The sequence below is a fragment of the Streptomyces sp. NPDC056161 genome (assembly GCF_042268025.1).
Classification (GTDB): Bacteria; Actinomycetota; Actinomycetes; order Streptomycetales; family Streptomycetaceae; genus Streptomyces.
Genome location: NZ_JBHJUV010000011.1, coordinates 79,450 through 104,165, shown reverse-complemented (window position 1 = coordinate 104,165; position 24,716 = coordinate 79,450). Strand labels below are relative to the sequence as shown.

At 73.7% G+C, this 24,716-nt stretch carries 17 protein-coding genes; 10 read left to right on the top strand and 7 right to left on the bottom strand.

Annotated elements, in window-relative coordinates; genetic code table 11:
* Nucleotides 1-236 precede the first annotated feature (236 nt).
* Nucleotides 237-1,676 (top strand): NADP-dependent phosphogluconate dehydrogenase, encoded by a 1,440-nt coding sequence (gndA, locus tag ACFC09_RS12830; protein WP_376526556.1) that lies wholly within the window; start codon nt 237-239, stop codon nt 1,674-1,676.
* Between the two features lie 670 nt (nt 1,677-2,346).
* On the opposite strand, the gene ACFC09_RS12825 is transcribed toward gndA, so the two are convergent.
* Both ACFC09_RS12825 and ACFC09_RS12820 read right to left on the bottom strand, forming a co-directional pair.
* Nucleotides 2,347-2,691 (bottom strand): GNAT family N-acetyltransferase, encoded by a 345-nt coding sequence (locus ACFC09_RS12825; protein ID WP_376526553.1) that lies wholly within the window; start codon nt 2,689-2,691, stop codon nt 2,347-2,349.
* Nucleotides 2,692-2,793: 102 nt separating this feature from the next.
* Nucleotides 2,794-4,671 carry an ABC transporter ATP-binding protein gene (locus tag ACFC09_RS12820; protein ID WP_376526800.1) on the bottom strand — a complete coding sequence of 626 codons (1,878 nt, stop codon included), beginning with the start codon at nt 4,669-4,671 and terminating at the stop codon, nt 2,794-2,796.
* Between the two features lie 435 nt (nt 4,672-5,106).
* Here ACFC09_RS12820 and ACFC09_RS12815 point away from each other — a divergent pair, with 435 nt between their 5' ends.
* From ACFC09_RS12815 to ACFC09_RS12785, 7 genes are all read left to right on the top strand, one after another.
* Nucleotides 5,107-6,084 (top strand): YbhN family protein, encoded by a 978-nt coding sequence (locus ACFC09_RS12815; protein WP_376526550.1) that lies wholly within the window; start codon nt 5,107-5,109, stop codon nt 6,082-6,084.
* A gap of 66 nt (nt 6,085-6,150) precedes the next feature.
* On the top strand, nt 6,151-6,915 hold the full coding sequence (locus ACFC09_RS12810; protein WP_376526546.1) for a crotonase/enoyl-CoA hydratase family protein: 765 nt from the start codon (nt 6,151-6,153) through the stop codon (nt 6,913-6,915).
* Nucleotides 6,916-7,184: 269 nt separating this feature from the next.
* On the top strand, nt 7,185-8,282 hold the full coding sequence (locus ACFC09_RS12805) for a mechanosensitive ion channel family protein (protein ID WP_376526543.1): 1,098 nt from the start codon (nt 7,185-7,187) through the stop codon (nt 8,280-8,282).
* Nucleotides 8,283-8,691: 409 nt separating this feature from the next.
* On the top strand, nt 8,692-10,911 hold the full coding sequence (locus tag ACFC09_RS12800; protein ID WP_376526540.1) for an NADP-dependent isocitrate dehydrogenase: 2,220 nt from the start codon (nt 8,692-8,694) through the stop codon (nt 10,909-10,911).
* 435 nt (nt 10,912-11,346) lie between these two features.
* The gene (locus tag ACFC09_RS12795) at nt 11,347-12,708 is read left to right on the top strand and encodes a bifunctional o-acetylhomoserine/o-acetylserine sulfhydrylase (RefSeq protein ID WP_376526538.1); all 1,362 of its coding nucleotides are present in this window, start codon (nt 11,347-11,349) and stop codon (nt 12,706-12,708) included.
* Complete coding sequence (locus ACFC09_RS12790) at nt 12,705-13,847, top strand: homoserine O-acetyltransferase (RefSeq protein ID WP_376526797.1); 1,143 nt, start codon at nt 12,705-12,707, stop codon at nt 13,845-13,847. The genes ACFC09_RS12795 and ACFC09_RS12790 overlap by 4 nt, the downstream gene beginning before the upstream one ends.
* Before the next feature lie 69 nt (nt 13,848-13,916).
* Nucleotides 13,917-14,714 carry an N-formylglutamate amidohydrolase gene (locus ACFC09_RS12785; RefSeq protein ID WP_376526535.1) on the top strand — a complete coding sequence of 266 codons (798 nt, stop codon included), beginning with the start codon at nt 13,917-13,919 and terminating at the stop codon, nt 14,712-14,714.
* Between the two features lie 138 nt (nt 14,715-14,852).
* Here ACFC09_RS12785 and ACFC09_RS12780 read toward each other — a convergent pair whose 3' ends face one another.
* The 3 genes from ACFC09_RS12780 to ACFC09_RS12770 are packed head-to-tail and all read right to left on the bottom strand — an operon-like array spanning nt 14,853 to nt 17,460.
* Nucleotides 14,853-15,377 carry a hypothetical protein gene (locus ACFC09_RS12780; protein WP_376526794.1) on the bottom strand — a complete coding sequence of 175 codons (525 nt, stop codon included), beginning with the start codon at nt 15,375-15,377 and terminating at the stop codon, nt 14,853-14,855.
* A gap of 5 nt (nt 15,378-15,382) precedes the next feature.
* Nucleotides 15,383-16,021 carry an RNA polymerase sigma factor gene (locus tag ACFC09_RS12775; RefSeq protein ID WP_376526791.1) on the bottom strand — a complete coding sequence of 213 codons (639 nt, stop codon included), beginning with the start codon at nt 16,019-16,021 and terminating at the stop codon, nt 15,383-15,385.
* A complete protein-coding gene (locus tag ACFC09_RS12770) occupies nt 16,021-17,460 on the bottom strand; it encodes a S8/S53 family peptidase (protein WP_376526532.1) in 1,440 nt (479 codons plus the stop codon). The genes ACFC09_RS12775 and ACFC09_RS12770 overlap by 1 nt, the downstream gene beginning before the upstream one ends.
* A gap of 132 nt (nt 17,461-17,592) precedes the next feature.
* On the opposite strand from ACFC09_RS12770, the gene ACFC09_RS12765 reads away from it, so the two are divergent.
* Nucleotides 17,593-20,196, top strand: coding sequence for a CHAT domain-containing protein (locus tag ACFC09_RS12765; protein ID WP_376526529.1), 2,604 nt, complete (start codon nt 17,593-17,595; stop codon nt 20,194-20,196).
* A gap of 37 nt (nt 20,197-20,233) precedes the next feature.
* Here ACFC09_RS12765 and ACFC09_RS12760 read toward each other — a convergent pair whose 3' ends face one another.
* Nucleotides 20,234-22,186, bottom strand: a complete 1,953-nt coding sequence (locus ACFC09_RS12760) for a LuxR C-terminal-related transcriptional regulator (protein ID WP_376526527.1) — start codon at nt 22,184-22,186, stop codon at nt 20,234-20,236.
* A 70-nt stretch (nt 22,187-22,256) separates the two neighbouring features.
* On the opposite strand from ACFC09_RS12760, the gene ACFC09_RS12755 reads away from it, so the two are divergent.
* Nucleotides 22,257-23,372 (top strand): M12 family metallopeptidase, encoded by a 1,116-nt coding sequence (locus ACFC09_RS12755; RefSeq protein WP_376526524.1) that lies wholly within the window; start codon nt 22,257-22,259, stop codon nt 23,370-23,372.
* Nucleotides 23,373-23,586: 214 nt separating this feature from the next.
* On the opposite strand, the gene ACFC09_RS12750 is transcribed toward ACFC09_RS12755, so the two are convergent.
* Complete coding sequence (locus ACFC09_RS12750) at nt 23,587-24,714, bottom strand: MsnO8 family LLM class oxidoreductase (RefSeq protein WP_376526522.1); 1,128 nt, start codon at nt 24,712-24,714, stop codon at nt 23,587-23,589.
* Nucleotides 24,715-24,716: the final 2 nt, after the last annotated feature.

Sequence of the window (24,716 nt, the reverse complement as noted above, 5' to 3'; positions counted from 1 at the left end):
GGGCCGCGAACTGGCCATGACAAGACAGCAATCAGCCGCTCTGCGGGGCAAGCGTCCGGGAATCCGCACCGGTTGGAATACGGCTGGGTCAGCCGGGGCTTGTAGTGCGTGTCCGTCCGCGTGGTCGGAACAATCAGGACGTGCGGTCGGCCTACCGGCAAGTCAGGATGGTCAGGGGCAATACTGGCGGCACGACCGGCACCATCGGAGCCCAGGATCTTTTAGGAGCCATCCGTATGAGCACTTCAGCCCAGATCGGCGTCACAGGTCTGGCGGTCATGGGCCGCAACCTCGCCCGCAACTTCGCGCGCAACGGATACACGGTCGCGGTGCACAACAGGACCGCGTCCCGGACCCAGGCGCTGGTGAAGGAGTTCGGCCACGAGGGGGACTTCGTGCCCGCCGAGACCGCCAAGGAGTTCGTGGCGGCGCTGGAGCGGCCACGGCGCCTGGTCATCATGGTGAAGGCCGGCGAACCGACCGACGCGGTGATCCAGGAGTTCGCCCCGCTCCTGGAACCCGGTGACATGATCATCGACGGCGGCAACGCCCACTTCGCGGACACCCGGCGCCGCGAGCGCGAGCTGCGCGAGCAGGGCATCCACTTCGTGGGCACGGGCATCTCCGGCGGCGAGGAGGGTGCGCTGCACGGCCCGAGCATCATGCCGGGCGGCTCCAAGGAGTCGTACGACTCCCTCGGCCCGATGCTGGAGAAGATCTCCGCGAAGGCCGGTGACGGGGCGCCCTGTGTGACCCATGTCGGCCCCGACGGCGCCGGGCACTTCGTGAAGATGGTGCACAACGGCATCGAGTACGCCGACATGCAGCTCATCGGCGAGGCATACCAGTTGCTCCGCGATGTCGCCGGATACTCCCCCGCCCAGATCGCGGACATCTTCCGCACCTGGAACACGGGCCGGCTCGACTCGTATCTGATCGAGATCACGGCCGAGGTGCTGTCCCATGTGGACGCGGCGACGGGCAAGCCGTTCGTGGACGTGGTGGTGGACCAGGCGGAGCAGAAGGGCACCGGCCGCTGGACCGTCCAGATCGCCCTCGAACTGGGCGTTCCGGTGTCCGGTATCGCCGAGGCCGTGTTCGCCCGCTCGCTGTCCGGCCACGCGGCGCTGCGGGCGGCCTCGCAGGGCCTGGCCGGCCCGAAGCCGACCACGCTCGGCGACGCGGAGGCGGCGGCCTTCGCCGACCGCGTGGAGCAGGCGCTGTACGCGTCGAAGATCGTGTCGTACACGCAGGGATTCCACGAGATCGCCGCGGGCAGCGAGGAGTACGACTGGGACATCGACCTCGGCGCGATCGCCTCCATCTGGCGGGGCGGCTGCATCATCCGGGCGGCGTTCCTGGACCGTATCCGTGCCGCGTACGACGCCCGGCCGGACCTGCCGAGCCTGCTGTCCGACGAGACGTTCGCGCAGGAGATCGCGGCGGCGCAGGACGACTGGCGCGAGGTGCTGGTCGCCGCGACCCGGCAGGGCGTCGCCGCCCCCGGCTTCTCCGCCGCCCTCGCCTACTACGACGCGCTGCGCGCCGAACGGCTGCCGGCCGCGCTGACCCAGGGGCAGCGGGACTTCTTCGGGGCGCACACCTACCGGCGGGTGGATCGGGACGGCTCGTTCCACACGCTGTGGGGTGGGGATCGGTCCGAGGTCAAGGCGTAGGCGCTCCGCTGGGTGGGGGTGTTCGGCTGTGCTCGGTCCGCTTCAGGGGGCGAGCGGGGCGGGGTGTTCTTCGGCTGCGGCAAGAGTGTGGCTGGGCGCGCCGCTCCCCGCGCCCCTTAAGGGCGCCCACCAGGACCGGGGCTGACACGCTCGGTCCGCTTCAAGGCACGAACGGGGCAAGGCGTTCTTCGGCCGCGGCAAGACTGTGGCTGGGCGCGCCGTTCCCCGCGCCCCTTAAGGGCGCCTACCGGGACCGGGGCTGACACGCTGGTCGGGTCAGGGGTGGGCCCGGTTCGGGGGTGGGGGGTGGCTCTGGGCCGGGTGGGATCGGTGAGGGTGAGGGTTCTGGGGGTGGGCCCGGGGGTCGGGGCGGGAGTGGGCCCGGTGGTGGGGGTGGTTCGGGGGCCGGGGGCGGCTCGGGGGGTGGGACCGGGGTCGGGTACGGGTCCGGGGGCCGGGGGCCCGGTCCGGGCGCGGGTTCGGGATGCGGATTGCTCATGACGTCCTCCGGCCGGGCGCTCGACATCGCCTCTGGGCTACTCCCCAGGTACCCGACACCGCCGCCACCACTCACCGCGGACCCGGCACCGACCCGCCCGGCCTGCGCGGGCGCCCCCGTGCCGACGGCGTCGATGCGGCGGGCGCCGCCGGGCGGGAACCCTCGGGGAGGTCAGAACCGGCCGGGGTGCGCCACCAGCCAGGCGCGCGCGGCGGTCAGCAGCTCGGGATCGGCCGCGGGCGCCTCCTCGGGGTGGCGCGCCGCCCACTTCACGACGTACGGGCACAGCGGGGCCACCTGCACGCCCTCGCGCCCGGCGATGGCGTACAGCTCCCGGGCCAGGGAGCCCGCGATGCCCTTGCCCTCGTGCGCCGGTTCCACGATGGTGTGGACGGGGACCAGCGCACGTCCCGGTGCCTCCAGGACGAAGTACTCGATGCGGCCGACGACTTCGGCGCCGGAGACGGCCTCCAGACGGCCCGCCGCCCGGTCGTCGCGGATCTCGATGTCACTCATGGCTACGCACACCCTCCTGCTTTCGGTCAGCCGAGCGTAGCCCATGGTGATCAGTACGACGGTGGTCCGCGAGCCGGGTCCGCACGACGGCGGCAGCCGCGCTCAGCCCGCCGTCAGCTGCGCGTCCTGCCCCTCGAACTGGGTGCGGTACAGCTCCGCGTACCGCCCGTCCGCCGCCAGCAGTTCCTCGTGGGTGCCCCGTTCCACGATGTGCCCGGCCTCGACCACCAGGATCAGGTCCGCCGTCCGGACCGTGGACAGCCGGTGGGCGATCACCACCGCGGTCCGTCCCTCCAGCGCCTCCGCCAGCGCCTCCTGGACGGCCGCCTCGGAGGTGTTGTCCAGGTGGGCGGTGGCCTCGTCCAGGATGACGACGCGCTGCCGGGCCAGCAGCAGCCGGGCGATCGTCATGCGCTGGCGCTCGCCGCCGGAGAGCCGGTAGCCGCGTTCGCCGACCACGGTGTCGAGTCCGTCGGGCAGCTCCCGTACGACCTCGTCGAGGCGGGCCCGGGTCAGCGCCTCCCACAGTTCGGCGTCGTCGGCCGTGGGGCGGGCCAGCAGCAGGTTGGCCCGCACGGTGTCGTGGAAGAGGTGGCCGTCCTGGGTGACCATGCCGAGGGTGGCCCGCAGCGAGCCCGCGCCGAGGTCGCGGACGTCGACGCCGCCGATCCTGACGGCGCCCGCGTCGACGTCGTACAGGCGCGGCAGCAGCTGCGCGATGGTCGACTTGCCGGCGCCCGAGGAGCCGACGAGGGCCACGGTCTGCCCGGGTTCGGCGCGGAAGGAGATGCCGTGCAGGACCTCGGCGCCGCCGCGCGTGTCCAGCGTCGCGACCTCCTCCAGGGAGGCGAGGGAGACCTTGTCGGCGGACGGGTAGCCGAAGCGGACGTCCGCGAACTCCACGGTCACGGGACCCGCGGGGACCTCCCGCGCGTCCGGCCGCTCGGTCAGGAGCGGCTTCAGGTCCAGCACCTCGAAGACCCGCTCGAAGCTGACCAGCGCGCTCATCACCTCGACCCGGGCACCGGCGAGCGCGGTCAGCGGCGCGTACAGGCGGGTCAGCAGCAGCGCCAGCGACACCACGGCGCCCGGTTCCAGGGTGCCGCGCAGCGCGAAGAAGCCGCCGAGCCCGTAGACCAGGGCGAGGGCCAGGGAGGACACCAGGGTGAGCGCCGTGATGAACGCCGACTGGGCGGTCGCCGATCGGATGCCGATGTCCCGCACCCGGCCGGCGCGGGCCGCGAACTCCGCCGACTCCTCCTCCGGCCGGCCGAACAGCTTCACCAGGGTCGCGCCGGGGGCGGAGAAGCGCTCGGTCATGCGGGTGCCCATCGCCGCGTTGAGCGCCGCCGCCTCGCGCTGCATCCGGGCCATCCGGCTGCCCATCCGGCGGGCCGGGATCACGAACACCGGGAGCAGCACCAGCGCGAGCAGGGTGATCTGCCAGGACAGGGTGAGCATGACGGCGAGGGTGAGCAGCAGTGTGACGACGTTGCTCACCACTCCGGACAGGGTGTTGCTGAACGCCCGCTGCGCCCCGATGACGTCGTTGTTGAGCCGGCTGACGAGCGCTCCGGTACGCGTGCGGGTGAAGAACGCGACCGGCATCCGCTGCACATGGTCGAACACAGCCGTCCGCAGGTCGAGGATGAGTCCTTCCCCGAGCGTCGCCGAGAGCCGCCTGCCGAGGATGCCGAGGGCCGCCTCGGCCACCGCGATCAGGGCGATCAGCAGGGCCAGCCGGACGACCGTGGCCGGGTCTCCGTGCGAGACGATCGCGTCCACGACGCGTCCCGCGAGCACCGGGGTGGCGACGGCGAGGAGCGCCGTCACCACCCCGAGCAGGACGAACCGGGCGATCCGGCGGCGGTGCGGCCGGGCGAAGACGGCGATACGGCGCAGGGTGGCGCGCGCCAGCGGGCGCCGTTCCTGTTGGGCGGTCATCACGCTGTGCAGTTGCGTCCAGGCTGTGGTCTCCATGCTCATGGAAGAGAACCTAGAACCTCAAGCATCCTTGAGGTCAACCATTACCGGACGTCACCGGCCCGAGCCTGCGATCCCCGACCCGGGCCGGGTGGCCACGCCCCCTGCCGTCGCCCCGAACCGGACGGCCCGCAACCGGTCCGCGCCGGCCGACACCCGACCGCCCCGAGCCGGAGGGCTCCCGCCGATCCCGAGCAGGCTGACACCTGCCTGTCCCCGGTCGGACAGCCGCCCACCGGTCCCCGGTCGGGCGGACCCCGCAGACCCCGCAGACCCCGCAGACCCCGCGGACCCCGCAGACCCCTCAGACCCCGCAGACCCGAGACGAACGGGCGGTTCGCCTCTCTCCTCCCCCACCCGCTTCCCGCATGTAATCCGCTGTCCCCGATCCGGCTACCCGCCGTTGGGGCGGTGCGGAAAGCCTCTCCGAGTGTGACAGCGGCACAACTCCCCGATCCCCGCCCGCGGCCCCGCCGCCTCTGGCGGCTCCCCGTCCGCCAAGTCCTGTGCCTGGCCCCACTCGTACTCGTGGCCGTGGTCGCGGTGCAGCACCGCTCCGTGCTCGCGGAAGGCTTCGGCCATCTGCGGTCCGCGTCCTGGCCCTGGCTGCTGGCCGCCGGCGGTGCCACCTGCCTGACCTGGGTGGCGGCGGCCGTCACCCGGCAGGGCGCGGTGGTGCAGCCGCTGCCCAAACGGCGGCTGCTGGCCACCCAGTTGGCGGCGTACGCGGCCAATCACCTGCTGCCGACGGGTCTTGGTTCGAGCGCGGTCAACCTGCGCTTCATGACCGTGTGCGGGATCCCGCTGGCCCGTTCGTCGGCCGCGGTCGCGCTGTACCTGCTGGCCGAATCCGTGGGCCGGGTGGGCCTGTTGGCCGCGCTGCTGATCGCCTTCCCGCACGCGCTGCGGCTCGGCGGCCTGCTGCCCGCCGGTGCGACGGGCCCGCTCGGGCTGATCATCGGCGCCCTGCTGGTGGTGGCGGCGGGCGTGCTGGTGTTCGTCCGGCGGCTGCGCACGGCCGTGTGGTCCTTCCTGCGCAGCGCGCTGGGCGAGGCCCGCTCGGTGCACACCCGTCCGTCCCGGGCGCTGGCCCTGTGGGGCGGCTCGCTGGCCTTCCCGGCGCTCCAGGCGGCCGGTCTCGCCGCGGTGGGGCGGGCGCTCGACCTGCCGGTGGCGCCCGCGCACATGGCGCTGGCCTATCTCGCGGCGACGGTGGCGGTGGCGCTGGTGCCCACGCCGGGTGGCCTCGGGTCCGTCGAGGCCGCGCTGATCGTGGCCCTGGTGGCGGCGGGCGGCCCGGTCGCGGTCGCCACCGCGGTGGTCCTCGCCTACCGGATCATCACCGTGTGGGTGCCGCTGCTGCCGGGTGCGCTGACGCTGGGCGCGCTGGTGCGGTTGAAGGTGATCTGAGGCAGAGTTGGCCCTCCGAGCCGGCCGGGCGCGGCCCGGCCGGTGCCCGAGGGAGGAGAGCCGCCCGTGCCGGTCCGCCTGGAGCGCGAGGAGCACGTCACCACCGTCGTCCTGTCCCGGCCCGGGGCCCGCAACGCGGTGGACGGTCCGACCGCGGTCGAACTCGCGGCCGCCTTCCGCGCGTTCGAGGCCGACGAGAGAGCCCGGGTGGCGGTGCTGTGGGGTGAGGGGGGCACGTTCTGCGCGGGCGCGGACCTGAAGGCGCTGGGCACCGAGCGGGCCAACCGGGTGGCCGAGGACGGTGACGGCCCGATGGGGCCGACCAGGATGCGGCTGTCCAAGCCGGTGATCGCCGCGGTCGCCGGGCACGCCGTCGCCGGGGGCCTGGAACTCGCCCTGTGGTGCGACCTGCGGGTGGCGGAGGAGGACGCGGTGTTCGGCGTGTACTGCCGCCGCTGGGGCGTGCCGCTCGTCGACGGCGGCACGGTACGGCTTCCCCGGCTGATCGGCACCGGCCGGGCGCTGGACATGATCCTCACCGGCCGGCCGGTGCCCGCCCGGGAGGCGTACGGGATGGGCCTGGCCGACCGGGTGGTGCCCGCCGGCCGGGCCCGCGCCGAGGCGGAGGAACTCGCCGCGGCCATCGCCCGTTTCCCGCAGGCGTGTCTGCGCGCCGACCGGGCGTCGGTCCTGGAGCAGGAGGGGCTGACGGAGCCGGAGGCGCTGCGGGGCGAGTTCCGGCACGGGGCGGCCGTGCTGGCGGAGGCGCTGGACGGCGCGGCGCGGTTCGCCGGGGGTGCCGGGCGGCACGGTTCCTTCACCGACCTGTGAGCGGCACGTCCGGGGCACGGGCCGCCGTACCCCGGAGGTCCGGCACCGGCGACACCTCGCGCGGAGCACCCGCCCGAGGTCCGCGCGGTTCGCCCACGGTGCGAACTCCTGTACGGATACGGCAGGATGAGCGGCGCGGCCGGCCCTTCGCACCGTACGGTCGGCGCGCTCGCACACCCCGGAAACGAGCAGGTGAACAACGTGACGAGACTTCACATCCGGCCGCCCCAGACGCGGACGACCGCGCGGCGCCCCGCCGGGGGTGACCGGTGAACCGCGCACTCACCGCGCACGACCTGATCATCGCCGGAATCGCCGTGGCGGCGGGCGTACTGGCCGCGTTCCTGTCCCGGACGCTGCTGCGCTGGCTGGCGGGGCACGCCAAGCGGACCCGCTGGAGCGGCGACGACGTCGTCGTGGACGCGCTGCGCACGGTGGTGCCGTGGGCGGCCGTCGCCGCCGGTGGAGCCGCCGCGGCGGCCGTGCTGCCGCTGACCCCGACCGTGCGGCACCACACCCAGCAGGCGTTGCAGGTGCTGCTCATCCTCGTGGTGAGCGGGGCCACGGCCCGGGTGGTCGCCGGTCTGGTGCGGACGGTCACGCAGTCCCGCTCCGGAGTGGCCGGATCGGCCACGATCTTCGTGAACATCACCCGCGTGCTGGTCCTCGCCATCGGCTTCCTGGTGACGCTCCAGACGCTGGGCATCTCGATCGCGCCGCTGCTGACCGCCCTGGGCGTGGGCGGGCTGGCGGTGGCCCTCGCGCTCCAGGACACCCTGGCCAACCTCTTCGCGGGCATCCACATCCTCGCCTCCAAGACGGTCCAGCCGGGTGACTACATCCGGCTGAGCAGCGGGGAGGAGGGCTACGTCGTCGACATCAACTGGCGCCAGACGACGGTCCGGCAGCTCTCCAACAACCTGGTGGTCATCCCCAACGGCCAGCTGGCGAAGACGAACATGACCAACTTCACGCGTCCCGAGCAGGAGTTGACGATCCTGGTGCAGGTGGGCGTCGCCTACGACAGCGACCTGGACCAGGTCGAGCGGGTGACGGGCGAGGTGGTCGCGGAGGTGATGACGGAGATCACCGGCGCGGTTCCCGAGCACGAGCCCGCGATCCGCTTCCACACCTTCGGCGACTCCCGGATCGGGTTCACGGTCATCCTGGGCGTGGGTGAGTTCAGCGATCAGTACCGGATCAAGCACGAGTTCATCAAGCGCCTGCACCGGCGCTACCGCGAGGAGGGCATCCGCATCCCGGCCCCGGCACGGACGGTCGCGCTCCAGCAGGGCGCCGTGGTGCTCCCCCAGCAGCGCGAGGGCGAGAACGAACCGGACGACATGGACTCCCCTCGCCTTCTCTGACGACCTCCGACAACCGCGGCACCGTAGGAGATGAGGGACGAGGGAGAGGGGACGAGGGACGCCACCTTGCGTGGCGGGCCGACGCCGCTGCGTATCGGGAAGAGTCTCGACACGGCGCGCGGACCGTTCCCCGGCCGGGTGGCAGGCACCGGAACGGCATGGCATGGCGCGCGGGGATCGCGGGGTCCACCGCGCCGGCCTCGCAGGGCGGCGGGCCCCGGCCGCGGCAGACGCAGGTCACAGGAGCGGAGCGGTGGTGCGGGAAAGCCGAGCCGCGACGCGGGGGTGGCGGAATCACCGCACCCGTGGGGCGTGCGGTCTTGCCGAGTCGTCGGCCACTGTCGAGTCGGGAGCCGGCACGAGATATCTTGATGTCGAGCAATGTTGCAGACGTGGAGCGGAGCACCCGGTGACTGACTCGACCATCATCTACACCTACACAGACGAGGCCCCGGCCCTGGCGACGCACTCGTTCCTGCCGGTGATCCAGGCGTACGCCTCGCAGGCCGGTGTCGCCGTGGAGACCCGCGACATCTCGCTGGCGGGCCGCATCATCGCCGTCTTCCCGGAGTACCTGAACGAGGGCCAGCGGATCCCGGACGCCCTGTCGGAGCTGGGTGAGCTGGCCAGGACGCCCGAGGCCAACATCGTCAAGCTGCCGAACATCTCGGCGTCGATCCCGCAGCTGAAGGCGGCGGTCGCCGAGCTGCAGGGCAAGGGCTACGCGCTGCCGGACTACCCGGACGACCCGAAGTCGGACGAGGAGCGCGAGATCCGCGCCCGTTACGACAAGGTCAAGGGCTCGGCCGTCAACCCGGTGCTGCGCGAGGGCAACTCCGACCGCCGCGCCCCCGCCTCGGTGAAGAACTACGCCAAGACCCACCCGCACCGCATGGGCGCCTGGACCGAGCAGTCCAAGACCAATGTGTCGACGATGGGCGTGGACGACTTCCGCTCCACCGAGAAGTCCGCCGTGATCTCCGAGAACGGTTCGCTGCGCATCGAGCTGTCGGGCGACGACGGCTCCACCACCGTGCTGCGCGAGTCCGTACCGGTCCTCGCGGGCGAGGTCGTCGACGCCTCGGTGATGCGTGTCGCCGCGCTGCGCGAGTTCCTCTCCGCGCAGGTCGCCCGCGCCAAGCAGGAGGGCGTCCTGTTCTCCGTGCACCTGAAGGCCACGATGATGAAGGTCTCCGACCCGATCATCTTCGGCCATGTGGTGCGCGTCTTCTTCCCGAAGACGTTCGCGAAGTACGGCGAGACCTTCGCCGCGGCCGGTCTGACCCCGAACGACGGCCTGGGCGGCATCTTCAAGGGCCTGGAGTCCCTGCCCGACGGTGCCGAGATCAAGGCGTCCTTCGACGCCGAGCTGGCCGAGGGTCCCGAGCTGGCGATGGTCGACTCCGACAAGGGCATCACCAACCTGCACGTCCCCTCCGACGTGATCGTGGACGCCTCCATGCCGGCCATGATCCGCACCTCCGGTCACATGTGGGGCCCGGACGGCCAGGAGCACGACACCCTCGCGGTGCTGCCGGACTCCAGCTACGCCGGTGTCTACCAGGCCGTGCTCGACGACTGCCGCGCGCACGGCGCCTACGACCCGGCCACCATGGGCTCGGTCCCGAACGTGGGCCTCATGGCGCAGAAGGCCGAGGAGTACGGCAGCCACGACAAGACCTTCGAGATCCCGGTCACCGGCACCGTCCGGCTGGTCGACCAGGCCGGCGAGGTCGTCCTGGAGCAGACCGTCTCCGCAGGTGACATCTTCCGGGCCTGCCAGACCAAGGACGCCCCGATCCGCGACTGGGTGAAGCTGGCCGTCACCCGGGCCCGCGCCACCGGCGACCCGGCCGTGTTCTGGCTGGACGAGACCCGCGCCCATGACGCCGCGCTGATCGAGAAGATCAAGGCGTACCTGCCGGAGCACGACACCGAGGGTCTGGAGATCAAGGTCCTCGCCCCGGTGGAGGCCGCGAAGCTCTCCGTCGAGCGCATCCGGCGCGGCGAGAACACCATCTCCGTCACCGGCAACGTGCTCCGCGACTACCTGACCGACCTGTTCCCGATCCTGGAGCTGGGCACCAGTGCCAAGATGCTGTCGGTCGTCCCGCTGATGGCGGGCGGCGGCCTCTTCGAGACGGGCGCCGGCGGTTCCGCTCCCAAGCACGTCCAGCAGTTGGTCAAGGAGAACTACCTGCGCTGGGACTCCCTGGGGGAGTTCTTCGCGCTGGTGCCGTCCTTCGAGCAGTACGCGAAGACCACCGGCAACGCCCGGGCCCAGGTCCTCGCCGACACCCTGGACCGCGCCACGGCGACCTTCCTCAACGAGAACAAGTCGCCGACCCGCCGCGTCGGCGGCATCGACAACCGCGGCAGCCACTTCTACCTGTCCCTGTACTGGGCCCAGGAGCTGGCCCGGCAGACCGACGACGCCGACCTGGCCAAGGCGTTCGCCGCGTTCGCCGAGACGCTCACCGCGCAGGAGCAGAAGATCGTGGACGAGCTGGGCGCCGTCCAGGGTTCCCCGGCCGACATCGGCGGCTACTACCAGCCGGAGAAGGCCAAGGCCGACAAGGTGATGCGCCCGTCCGCCACGTGGAACGAGGCGCTCGCCGCCCTGAGCTGACCCGAGCCGCAGGCCCCTCGCGGCCACCCGCTCCGCCCCGGCCGGCGAACTGCCCGGCCGGGGCGGAGCCATGTCCGCCGCCGGTGCCCCGGGCCCCGGCCGGGCGCTGTTCGTGAACGCTCGATGTCGGGGGCGTGGGAACGCTGGCCGCCCGTCACGCCGTGTGGTTACCTCCTCACAGGCCCGCGCTCGTGCCCCGGCGCCCCATCGATCACGGGCGGGTCACTGCCACGGTTGCCACCCGCCCGAGGTGACGGGGCCTGCATCACTCCCACCGCTCCCGTCACACATTTCACCGCTATCCACCCATTCACCCACTTCATTACACTTGCATCATCTTTCTCGCCTTTCATCAACTTTTATCCGCATTCCCCCCAGTCGTACGTCTCTCCGTCGCCGCACGCCTTCGATCCGCCCTGCCGCACGAGGAGCACCATGAGCCAGCCCATCGACTCCGTCACCGCCGGTCACACCCCCGAGGAGGACCCCGCGGGATCCGACACCCCGGCCTGGTCGTTCGAGACCAAGCAGATCCACGCCGGGGCCGCGCCGGACCCCGCGACCGGCGCCCGCGCCACCCCGATCTACCAGACGACGTCGTTCGTCTTCCGGGACACCCAGCACGCCGCCGACCTGTTCGCGCTGGCCGAGCCCGGCAACATCTACACCCGCATCCACAACCCCACCCAGGACGTGTTCGAGCAGCGCGTCGCCGCGCTGGAGGGCGGAGTGGCGGCGGTGGCGCTGTCCTCCGGGCAGGCCGCCGAGACGCTGGCGATCCTGACCCTGGCCGGCGCGGGCGACCACATCGTCTCCAGCACCTCCCTCTACGGCGGCACGTACAACCTGTTCCGGCACACGCTGCCGAGGTTCGGCATCGAGGTGTCGTTCGTCGACGACCCGGACGACGTCGACGCGTGGCGGGCGGCGATCCGCCCGCAGACCAAGGCACTGTTCGCCGAGACGCTGGGCAATCCGCGCGGCAACGTGCTCGACGTGCGCGCCGTCGCGGACGTGGCCCACGCGGCGGGCGTCCCGCTGATCGTGGACAACACCGTCCCGACGCCGTACCTGCTGCGGCCCGTCGAGCACGGCGCGGACATCGTGGTGCACTCGGCGACCAAGTTCCTCGGCGGGCACGGGAACGCCATCGCCGGGGTCGTGGTGGACGGCGGCACGTTCGACTTCGGCGCGCACGCCGACCGCTTCCCCGACTTCACCGAGCCGGACCCGAGCTACCACGGGCTGCGGTACTGGCCGGCTCTGGGCCCGGGAGCGTTCGCCGTCAAACTCCGGGTGCAACTGCTGCGCGACCTCGGCCCGGCCCTCTCCCCGCACTCCGCCTTCCTGCTCCTGCAAGGAGTGGAGACGCTGAGCCTGCGCATCGAACGGCACTCCGCGAACGCCCAGGCGCTGGCCGAGTGGCTGGAGCAGCGGGACGAGGTGGCCGCCGTGCACTACCCGGGGCTGCCCTCCAGCCAGTGGTACGAGACCGGGCGGCGGTACCTGCCGCGCGGGGCCGGCGCGGTCGTCTCCTTCGAACTGCGGGACGGGGTGGAGGCGGGCAAGCGGTTCGTGGACGCGGTCGAGCTGTTCAGCCACCTCGCCAACATCGGTGACGTCCGCAGCCTGATCATCCACCCCGCGTCCACGACGCACAGCCAGCTCGACGCGGAGCAACTGACGGCCACCGGCACCGCGCCGGGCCTGGTACGCCTGTCGGTCGGTCTGGAGAACCTGGCCGACCTGAAGGCGGATCTGGAGGCCGGCTTCCGCGCGGCCAAGGGCGCGTCCTGAGCGCCGTACCGGCCTCCTCGGTCCCCCACCCGCCGGCCACCGGGGCCTGGCGGGCGGGGGACCCGCCCGGACGGCGCCAGTGGTACGCGGCCGACGCGCCGCTGCCGCTGGAGGCGGGCGGTGAACTTCCGGGCGTGCGGCTGGCGTTCGAGACGTGGGGCCGGCTCGCCCCCGACGGCGCGAACGCGGTGCTGGTGCTGCACGCGCTCACCGGGGACAGCCACGTCGGCGGTGCCGCCGGGCCCGGACACCCCACCCCCGGCTGGTGGGACGCGCTGGTCGGCCCGGGGCTGGCCCTGGACACCGACCGCTGGTTCGTGGTGGCACCGAACGTGCTGGGCGGCTGCCAGGGCAGCACGGGACCGGCCTCGGCCCGGCCGGACGGCCGGACCTGGGGCGGCTCCTTCCCGTTCCTCACCCAGCGCGACCAGGTGGCCGCGGAGGCCGCTCTGGCGGACGCGCTGGGCGTGCACCGCTGGGCGCTGGTCGTCGGCGGGTCGATGGGCGGGATGCGGGCCGTGGAGTGGGCGGTGGCGCACCCGGAGCGGACCGGCGCGCTGCTGCTGCTCGCCACGACGGCGGCGGCGAGCGCCGAGCAGATCGCCTGGGCGGGCGGGCAACTGCACGCGATACGTTCCGACCCGCACTGGCAGGGCGGCGACTACCACGACACCGGTCGCGGCCCGCACACCGGGCTCGGGCTGGCCCGTCGGCTCGCCCACGTCACCTACCGCAGCGAGCCCGAGCTGGGGGTCCGTTTCGGGCGCGCGGCCCAGAGCGGCGAGGACCCCTGGCGCGGTGGCCGCTACCAGATCGAGTCGTACCTCGACCACCACGCCACCAAGCTGGTCCGCCGGTTCGACGCGGCCAGTTACGTCGTGCTGACCGAGGCGATGAACGCGCATGACGTCGGCCGGGGCCGCGGCGGCGTCCGGGCCGCCCTCGGCCGGGTGCGGGCCCGCACCCTCGTCGCGGGCGTCGGCTCCGACCGGCTGTACCCGCTCGCCCAACAGGCCGAGCTGTCCGCGTTGATCCCGGCGGCCGACCGGCTGCGGGTGATCGAATCGCCGTACGGGCACGACGGGTTCCTGATCGAGACGGAGCAAGTGGCGGCGCTGGTGCGGGAGATCCTCGGATAGCGCACCGCGTACCGTGAGCCTCGCCGGTGCACCGCGCACCACACCGCCGACCGCCCGGGGAGCAGCCGCATGGCTCACGCCGTACCGTCCTTCGAACTGCGGCCCGGCGCCGCCGGATCCCCGGTGATCCTGCATGTGCCGCACTCCGCGCGGACCGTCCCGGCGGCCGTGCGGGCCGGCATCGTGCTGGACGACACCGCGCTGGAGCGGGAGCTGGACGACATCACGGACGCGCACACCGCGGAGCTGGCCGAGGCCGCCGCCGCGCTGGCCGGCCGCACGCCCTGGATGTTCGTGAACCGGCTGTCCCGGCTGGTGGTGGATCCGGAGCGGTTCCCGGACGAGCGGGAGGAGATGCTCGCCGTGGGAATGGGGGCCGTCTACACCGGGACGACCCGGCGGGGGACGCTGCGGGCCGGGGACGGCGATCCCGGGCCGCTGATCGAGCGGTACTTCCGGCCGTACGCGCGGGCCATGACCGAAGCCGTACGGGACCGGCTGGCCGCGACCGGCCGGGCCGTCGTGATCGACGTGCACTCCTATCCGACCGAGCCGCTGCCGTACGAACTGCACGGCGGCGGGTCCCGGCCCCCGGTCTGTCTGGGCACCGACGCCTGCCACACGCCGGCCGCGCTGGCCGACTTGGCCCGCGCGGCGTTCGCCGGGTGCGGCGGGACGGAACTCGACACCCCTTTCGCCGGGACGTACGTGCCGTTGGAGTTCTACGGGACGGACCCCCGCGTCGCCGCCCTGATGGTGGAGATCCGCAGGGACGGCTACATGACGGAACCCGGCGGCCCGGCCGGTCCTGGGCTGCACCGGTTCGCCACCGCGCTCGCCGCCCTGGTGGACGGCGTGGACCACTGACCGTCCGGCGGTCCGCCTAACCGGCCGGACGGCGAGCACGCCCCGGTACCCGGGCCGTGCGCCGCCGGACGCCGGGCCCCGGCCCCGCAGGTCAGCCGGGGACACCGCCCCCGTCCGTCAGCGGGTGAACCGGCTCCCTCAGGCGCGCAGCCACTCGGTGACGATCACGTCCGCGCCGGTGCGCAGCCGCAGCGCGAACGGGCCTGAGGGGCGTGCGTCGCTGGTGAAACGGCCCAAGTCGTCGACGGGGACCGGGACGGCCGTCTGCGGTCCGCCGAGCACCTCGATCCGCGCCGACTGCGGCGGCAGCACCTGCCCCATCAGCCCCTGCCCGGTGACCTCTACGTCGACGGTCAGCTCGCCCGCGCGGAAGGTGAGCATCCGCGGCGCGTCCAGGACTCCCCTGACCGGCAGGGCGTCCACCAGTGAATCGAAGGTCAGTTCGGCGACACGGGCGTCGAGGTCGTACAGCGCGTAGGCGTCGAGGGCCAGTTGCCGCAGCTCGGTGGGGACGGGATCCAGGACGGCGGCCGCCTGCCGCAGCTCCTCCTCCAGCAGTCCGTCGCGGAACTCGGCCTCGTCGAAGCCGACCGCTCCCTCGCCGTGCCCGCCGTACCCGCCGTACCCGGTGTTCTCCTCGTGCCCGTTGTTCTCCTCGTGCATGCCGTTCACACCGCCCCTCGTCCGTCACCGAGCCGGGCCCGCAGCCGGCGCAGGCAGCGCTGGCGCAGCGGGCCGATGCTGCCCACCGCGATGCCCAGGGCCGCCGACACCTCCGCGTAGCTGGGCGGCGGCGAGGCCATCAGGGTGCGCAGTAACTGCCGGCAGCGGTCGCCCAGTTTCTCGAACTCCTGCCATACGCGACGGATGCGTTCGGCCTCGGCGGCCGCCTCCTCGGAGTCGATGAGCGTCTGTTCCGGGGTGCGGTCCTCGCTGACCCGGTCCAGGACGAGCGGATCGTCCGTCGGCATCAGCCGGGTGAGGCTCTTGATGACCTTGAGGCACTCGTGCCGGGCCGTGCTGGCGAGCCAGGACCCGGCCTTCTCCGGTTCCCGGATCCGCGCCAGGTGCTGGGCGAAGCGGAACCACACGGTCTGATAGACCTCGTGGCCGTCGGCGTCGGACAGCCGGTGGGCGCGCACGACGGCCCACACCAGCGGACTCAGTCCTTCCACCAGCGCTTTCCAGGCCGCCGCGTCGCCGTCGGTCGCGGCCCGGACCAGCGCGCCGACCTCTGCTCGTTCCACGGCGCCACCCCTCGTGTACGGCAAGTCATCGTACGCCGTGCAGAGGGCACCTCCGGTCATCATGCGGAACGCGCCGGTCGGGCGACCGGCACCGGGCGCCAGGTGGGCGGCCGGAGCGCCGGTACGTGCGCCCCACGCACTTCCGCGTACGCCGTGGTGGCTTCCAGCAACTGCCGGTGGGCCGCGCGCGGGTCGCCCTCCTTGTGCGCGGTCATGTGGGCGGCGACGAGTCCGGCGGCCACCGGAGTGGCGAACGAGGTGCCGCTCCAGTGCGCGAACCCCTCGAACGTCGTCCGGTCCGGGTCGCCCCCGGCGGCGTCGGCGCCCGCCTCGCTCAGCACGCCCCGGTGGCGCGGGGACCGGCAGGTGCAGTCGTAGGTGAAACCGAACCGGCAGGCGTCGTAGGTGGAGTGCTGGTAGACGTACGGGACGGGCGCGTCGAAGCCGGTGAGGGAGCTGACGAGGCGTTCGCCGGGCGCGTAGGCCGTCACCCAGGGGCCGTGGTTGCTGAAGCAGGCCCCCATCTCGCCGTCACCGCGCAGGGCGCCGACCGACAGTACGGCGTCCTGGTAGTCGGGCAGCGAGGCGTAGGCGGCGGGCCAGAACGGGGTGGCACTGGCGTTGTTGCCGGCCGCGGCGACCAGCAGGGTGCCCTGCTCGCGCAGTTCGCGCATGAAGGCGTCGACACCGAGCAGTCCGTCGGTACGGCCGTTGGAGGTACCCGCGGACAGGCTGATGACGTCCGGCCAGCCGTCCCGGTCGACGGCCTCGAACAGTTTGGCGCCGAACTCGGACTCCAGGACGGCGCCGGCGTCGTTCAGGGTCCCCCGGACGGTGATGTCGGTGTTGGGCGCGACGGCGGCGACCAGTCCGGCGATGAACGTGCCGTGACCGACGTACTGCCGCAGGACGCCCTCGGCGTCGGTCTCCTCGACCTGGCCGTCGCCCTCGGTGTGGGCGAGCAGCGGGTAGGAGCGGTAGTCGTGCATGAGGCCGGTGTCGATGACGAGGACGCCGACGGCGGTGTCCGGGTCGTAGGGGGTGCCGTCCGCCGCCGGGTTCGGCGCCTCGCCGGCCGGGGCGGGCACGGGTTCGTCCCCGGGGCAGGCGTTGACCGAGATCGAGACCACGTGGTTGCGGCTGACGAGCCGGTGCCCGCGGCGCCCCTCCGCCTCGCGCAGGGCGCGCAGCGCGTGCCCGACCGCCGGGTCGCCGTCCCGGGCCCCACGGCCGGGGTCACCGACGCGGATCCGGGTGATCCCGGTCCGGTTGGTGTCCGGGCCCGCCCGGCGCACGTCGTCGGCGACCAGGTCGGCGGTCGCGGCGAAGTGGCTGCGCACGGTCTCCTCGACGACCCGGGCCTCCTCACCGTCGCGGGCGAGGACGACGCCCTTCTCGTAGAAGAACTCCGCGGAGTCGTCCGGTCCCATCGCCAGTGGGATGTCGGGCATCGAGCGCTGGATCTGGTCGAACTGCTCGTGGAATCGCTGAGGTGCCATGGCGTGTCCTCCCCCATCGGGACGGCGGTCCTCATTCAGAGCCGGACAGCCGTCCGTTGATACAGCCCGTACCGCCGCGCACGGCGGCGGACCCGTGTGACGTGCCTGCCCTGGACCACTACCATCCGAGGCGTGACAGCGGCTAGCGACTCGGTTCTCGAACTGCTGCCGATGGTGTTCGCCGCCCCGATGGAGGCTCTGGCGCGGGCGGAACGGGTGCTGGAGACCGGTCCGCCACCGCTGCACGCCTCCATCGCCCACCAGGTGATCGGCATCTGGCAGCGGGACTTCGGCGACCTGCGGATCGCCCTGAGCCATTTGCGGCGTGCCCGGGATCTGGCGGCGCGTGCGGATTCGGCCGAGCGGGAGGCGGACGTCCTCGCCACGCTCGGGGTCGCACTGGTGCACGCGGGGCGCACGCGGCAGGGGCTGACGGCGTTCGAACAGGGCGTCGCGCGGGGCACCGGGCACACCCGGGCCCGGGTGCTGTACCGCCGCGCCTACGTCTGGTGGGTGCTCGGCCGGCACCGTGCGGCGCTGGAGGACGTGCGCCGGGCGATCGCCGTGCTGCGCCAGGCCGACGACGTCATCTGGACGGCGCGGGCGCTGACGCTGCGGGCCACCGTGCATCTGGCGCTGGGCGCGGTGGACCGGGCCGACGCCGACTTCACCGCGGCGGAGCAGTTGTGGGAGACCACCGGCCAGGAGCACGACAAGGCCGACGCGGTGGAGAGCCGGGGGCTGGCCGCCTTCCGGTCGGGCGACATCCCGGCCGCGCTGCGGCTGCTGGACGAGGCCGAGGAGCGGTACGCCAAGCTGGGCACGCCGACCTTCATGCTCAACATCCGGCGCTGCGAGGTGCTGATGGCCGCGGGGCTGGCCCCGGAGGCGCTGGCCGAGGCGGACACGGCGATCACCACGCTCGACGGGATCGGCGGGCAGTCCACCCGCAAGGCGGAACTGCTGCTGGCCGCCGCTCGGGCCGCCCGTTCGGCGGGCGAGGCGCACACCGCGATCGCCCGCGCCGCCGTCGCCGTACGGCTGTTCGCGGCCCAGCGGCGCTCCTGGTGGGAGGCGCACGCCCGGCTGGTCCTGATCGAGGCGCGGGTGGCGTCCGGGCGCAGCTCGGGGCGGCTGGTGGCGGACGCCGCGGCGGTCGCCGAACGGCTGGCGTCCTTCGGGTCGCCCGCCGCGCCGGAGGCGTCGCTGCTCGCGGGCCGGATGGCGCTCGGTCTCGGCTGGACGGCGGACGCGGAGCGGCACCTGGCGCTGGCGGCGCGCAGCAGGAACGCGGGTCCGCCGCTGGCCCGGATGACGGGCTGGGCGGCGCAGGCGCTGCGGGCGCGGGCGGCCGGTTCGGTACGGGGTGTCCTGGAGGCGTGCCGGCGCGGGCTCGACGTGCTCGACGACCACCGGATGACGTTGGGCGCCTCGGAGTTGCGGGCCCGGGCCACCGCGCAGGGCGCGGAGCTGGCGGCGCTGGCCCAGCAGGCCGTGCTGGCCCGGGGCGGTCCGCGGCGGCTGCTGGAGTGGAGCGAGCGCTGGCGGGCCACGGTGCTGTCCGCGCCGCCGACCCGGCCGCCCGCCGACCCGTCGCTGCTGAGCGGGCTGACCGCGTTCCGGGAGATCGCCGCCCGCGCGGAGGCCGCCCGGATGGACGGCCGTCCGGTGCCCGCCCTGGAGCGCGAACAGCGGCGCCTGGAACGGGAGATCCGCTCCCGGACCCATCACATGCACGGCGCCGCGCCCGGCGACGACCGCCGATTCGACTCCGCCCGGCTGCTGGCACGGCTCGGTGACACGACGCTCGTCGAACTCGCCGTGCTGGACGGGCGGGTGCATGTGCTGCTGTGCGGGCAGGGACGGGTACGGCGGTTCGAGGGCGGGGCGCTGGCGGCGGCGCTGACCGAGGCGGAGCACGTGCAGGCGGGGCTGCGGCGGCTCGCCCACCCCGGGGCGGAGGCGCGGCTGCCGCTGGTGGAGGCGGCGGGCCTGCGGCTCCAGGAGCTGCTGCTGGGCGGTGCGGTGCGCCGGCTGGGCAGCGGCCCGGTCGTGATCGTGCCGCCGGGGGCGCTGCACCGGGTGCCCTGGGCGCTGCTGCCCGCGCTGCGCGACCGGGTGCTCAGCGTCTCGCCGTCGGCGGGCAGTTGGCTGCGGGCAAGGGAGACCGAGGCGCCGCCGGGTGGCCCGCAGGTCTTCGTGCGCGGTCCGGGGCTGGCGACGGGCGGCGCCGAAGTGCCCGACCTGGCGGGCCGCAACGGCGCGGCGACGGTGCTCGAACACGACGAGGCGCGGGTGCCGCGGGTGCTGCGGGAGCTGGACGGGGCGGCGCTCGCGCACATCGCCGCACACGGCACGTTCCGCGCGGACAGCCCCATGTTCTCCTCGCTGCGGATGGCCGACGGGCCGCTCATCGTGCACGACTTCGAACGGCTGGCCCGCAGCCCGTACCGGATCATCCTCTCCAGTTGCGACACGGCCCGGCTCGCCTCGGTCGGCGCCGACGAACTGCTCGGTCTGGTCACCGCGCTGCTCCCGCTGGGCACGGCCGGGGTGGTGGCGAGCAGCGCACCGGTCAACGACGCCGCGGTGGTGCCGCTGATGCTCGCCCTGCACAAGGGCCTCGACGCGGGACTCTCCCTGGCCGAGGCCCTGCGCGACGCGCGGGCGGCCGTGCCGGGCGACGCCGTCCACCAGGCGACCGGATGGGCGTTCGCGGCGTTCGGCGCTGCGTGAGGCGCGCGCGGGCCCGGCGGCCCGCGGCGCCGCCGGGTCAGGCCGAGGCGGTGTCCGGCAGCTCCACCAGCCAGGGCAGCGCGCCCCGGTCGCTGGCGCCGAGCCGGGTGTAGGCGCTGTAGAGGTGGTTGCCCACGGTCCGCACGGACAGCGTCAGCTTTTCGGCGATCTGCCGGTTGGTCAGCCCGGCGGCGGCGAGGGTGACGATCTGCCGTTGCCGGGCGGTGAGTTCGCCGAGCACCAGCCCGGACAGCGCCGGGGTGCGGGCGCCCTGGCAGCGGCGGGCGAGGGAGACCGCGCGGGTGCGGGCCGTGCGGGCGGCGCGCGGGTCGCGGTGCGCCCGTACCGCCTGGGCGTGGGCCTCGGCCGCGAACAGCAGGAAACCGCGTTCCTCCAGCGCTTCGGCGGCCCGGTCCAGGGCGGGCCCGTCGCCACGGGCGAGCGCGTCGGCGTGCCGGGCCAGCACGCCGTCGCCGGGGAGCCGGCCGGCGGCCAGCTCGGGGGCGCCGAGGCGTACGGCGTCATAGTGGGCGTACACGTCGTCGCCGGGAACGGCGGTGCCGTCGGGACGGTCGGAGGCTTGCGTTCCGTCCTGGCGGCCGTGGGCGCCGCCGCCGAGTGCCCGTACGGCGCCGTCCAGGTCGCCGTGTGCCGCCGCGGCCCAGACCGCGGTGCCGTCCGCCGCCGACGGGCCGCCGGCGGCCGGTCCGCCGCCCGGGCAGTCCCGCTCGCCCCAACCGCGGTGGAACCGGCCCGGCTCGCCGGACTGGGCGGCGGCGAGCACGAGTTCGCCGCGGCACGCCGGGTCGTCGGGCGTCTCCCGCAGCCCTTCCCTGGCCCACGCCGCCGCTTCAAGCAGTTCCCCGCGCAGCCGCGCGAACCGGGCCCGCACCGCCGCGTATCCGGCCGGTAGGGTCGCCCCCTCCGCGATCAGCCACTCCCCCACCGGGGCCGGCCGGGCCCGTACGTCCGTCTGCGCGATCCGCCCGGCCAGGGCGTGCTGTTCGGCGGCGAGTGCACGGGCGCACTGCTGCGGGGTGCGGGCCAGCCGCCTGGCGCGCAGCCGTCCGGCGCAGGCACGCAGCGCCGGGCCGTGCAGCGGGTGGGCGAGGTGGGCGAAGCCCTGGTCGTCGACGTGGACCAGGCCGTCGGCCTCGACGCGTTCGAGGACGTCCAGGTCGAGTTCGTCCAGGTGCAGGGGCAGGGGTTCGGCGAAGGCGAGGCGTTCCAGGATCTCTCGCTCGCCGGGCCTCGGGCGGTCCAGGACGCAGGCGACGCGCTCGCGCACGGTGGGCGTCATCGGCACCGGGCCGCGCCAGGCCCACTCGTCCGTGGCCGCGACGCGGGTCAGCAGCCCCTGGGTGCGCAGCGCGCCCGACAGGTCCCGCAGCAGCCTGAGATCGCCCCCGCAGACCTGGTGCAGCCGGCGCACCGTGAGCGGTTCCAGGGTGCCGCCGGTGGCCAGCAGCTGGGCCGTCTCCTCGTGCGGCAGCCGCTCCAGGGCGAGCCGCGGCAGGAGTTCGCCGGTCCACAGCCGGGACACCGCGCCGGGGGTGGGGGTCCGGTCGGCGGCGATCACGACCAGGCGGGTGCGGCCGTGCACGGCGAGCTGGTGGACCAGGGCGGCCGATGCCTCGTCCAGCAGATGGGCGTCGTCGACCACGAGAACACGCACGCCGGACAGGAGCTGCACCGCGCGGTGCAGCGAGACCGTCTCGGGCAGCAGCGGGGCGAACGCAGCGAAGGGCAGCCCGCGGGTCTGAGGGGTCCCGGTCACCCGGGCGCAGTCGCTGCCCCGCACGGCCTCCATGACCAGCCGGGTCTTGCCGCAGCCGGCCGGACCGGTCACCACGATGCCGTGCCGGCCGGCGGTCAGGGACCGGCGGATCGCTTCCAGTTCGTCCTCCCGGCCGGTGAACGGCCAGGGCAGTTCCAGGGTCTTGGCGTCCTGTACGAAATTCGTCACGTCATGGAGAGTCCGGATACTCATGCTTGATACAGGGGGACTTGAGTAGCCCCTGACTCAGGCGCCCGGACGGAAGCGGAGGCAGTCTTGGCGCATGACCCAGCGCTACTGCTCACTTCCGCAGCAGCCGGCCCCCTCCTTCGCACCGGGGCTGGCCGCCGAGCGGTCGAGCGCGCTCGTCGCGGGGCGGCGCATGTGGGTCAACGGCACGGTGCTGCACTACTGCTTCTTCGACGCGGACACCGACGGGTCGGTCATCCACGTGCCGGGGTCCGGGGAGACCCGATGGGTCTCCTGGGCCGGTGCCAAGGAGCAGCGGGACGTTGTCCGGGAGTGCTTCCGGCAGTGGCAGGACCTCGGCATCGGGGTGACGTTCGCCGAGGTCACCGACCACCGCGAGGCGGAACTGCGGATCGGTTTCCAGTACGGGGACGGCTCCTGGTCGCAGGTGGGCCGGGACGCGCTCGTGGTCGGTCTCAACGAGCGCACCATGAACCTGGGCTGGGACCTCACCCGGCCCGGGCAGCGGGCCACGGCGCTGCACGAGATAGGGCATGCGCTCGGCATGCAGCACGAACACCAGAGCCCGCTGGCCGGTATCCACTGGGACGACGAGGCGGTGTACGCCGACCTGGCGGGTCCGCCGAACTTCTGGAACCGGGACCGCACGTTCTTCAACATCCTGCGCAAGCTGGACGCGTCCGAGGTCAACGGCTCGGTCTGGGACCCGCAGTCCATCATGGCGTACCCCTTCGAGGCGGGGCTGGTGCTGGAGCCGGAGCAGTACCGTGGGGGGCTGCACTCGCCCGGCACGCTGTCCCCGGCCGACAAGGAGTTCGTACTGCGCTGGTACCCGCCGGCCGATCCGCCCTCGGTCGCGGACAGGTTCGACCGGGGGGATCCGCATCGCGCGCTGGTGCCGTTCCGGTCGGTGCCGCTCAGCCTGGGGCCGGGCGGGCAGGCCGACTTCACCGTCGACCCGCCGGAGACCCGCGACTACGCGGTGGGCACCTTCGGCGACGGTGACAGCGTCGTCGTCGCCTTCGAGGAACGCGACGGCGAGCCGCGCTATCTCGCCGGACAGGACGACGGGGGCACGCCGCACAACGCCGTGCTCAGGGTCAGGCTCGTCAAGGGCCGCCGCTATTTCGTCCGCGTCCGCCTGTACTCCACATGGGGTACCGGGGAAACGGCGGTCATGTGCTGGTGACAGCACAGAGCCGCGCCACGCGGGCGCCCGGACCACGGTCCGGCACCCGGGGGAGCGGTCGAGGACGTCACCTACGGGGGACGACGTCGCTCAGGCACTGTTCGGGGGAGCAGTACCTCGGCTGGATGTCGCTGGTGACGTTCTCGACCGCGTCGTAGGCCCGCGGAGGCGGTGCACGGCAGCCGTGACCGGTGCCCGCGGCGGCGGGTGCCGCTCAGCGGTGGTGCCACTCGCGGGCCAGCAGTTCGTACGAGCGGACTCGGTCGGCGTGGTCGTGGGTGATCGTCGTGATCAGCAGCTCGTCGGCTCCGGTGGCCTCCTGGAGTTGTTCCAGCCGGTCGGCGACGCGGGACGGGGAGCCCACGAACTGGGTGTCCACCCGGTCGCGCACCAGGTCCCGGTCCTCGTCGGTCCAGGCGTGGGCGCGGGCCTGGTCGGGGGTCGGGAAGGGGATGGCGCCCTCGGCGGTGCGGATGCTGCGCACCCACAGGCCGTATCCGGTGGCGAGTTCCTGTGCTGTGCGGTCGTCCTCGGCGACGACGACGTCCGCGGAGACGGTGACGTACGGCTCGTCGAGGACGTCGGAGGGCCGGAAAGAGGCGCGGTAGCCGGCCACCGCCTCCAGGACGGTGGCCGGGCTGACGTGGTAGTTCGCCGCGAAGCGCAGTCCGCGGCGGCCCGCGACCTCGGCGCTGGTGCCGCCGCTGCTGCCCAGGATCCACACCTCGACGTCGGCGTGCTCGCCCGGCACCGCGTGTGCCTCGACGCCCTCCGCGGAGCGGTAGGTGCCGGCCAGCAGGGCGAGGACGTCGTCGATCTGCTCGGCGTAGTCCTGGGATTCGGCGCCCGGCAGGTGCAGGAGCCCGCGCTGGAGGGCGAGCCGGGGTGAGGCGAGGAGGCGTTCGAAGGCGTACCGGGGCGGGACGAGCAGGCCGTTCGGGGCGCGGCCGGCCACGACCGGGGGCGTGGCCGGTGGCGGGTCGGCGCGCTCGCCCGGGGGACGGCCGCCGGAGCGGCCGAGGCCCAGGTCCAGGCGGCCCGGGTGCAGCGCGTCGATCAGGCCGAACTCCTCCACCGTGCTCAGCGCGGTGCGGTGGCCGAGCTGCACGGCACCCGACCCGAGCCGGATGGTCGAGGTGGCGGCGGCCGTCAGGGCGAGGACGACCGCGGGCGACGTGCCCGCCACGCCGGGGTTGAGGTGGTGCTCGGCGAACCAGTGGCGGCGGTAGCCGAGGCGTTCGGCGTGCCGGGCCAGGTCGATGGAGTTGCGCAGCGCCTCGCCGGCCGTGGCTCCCGAGGAGACCGGGACCAGGTCGAGGACGCCGAGCGGTACGGAGGGCATAC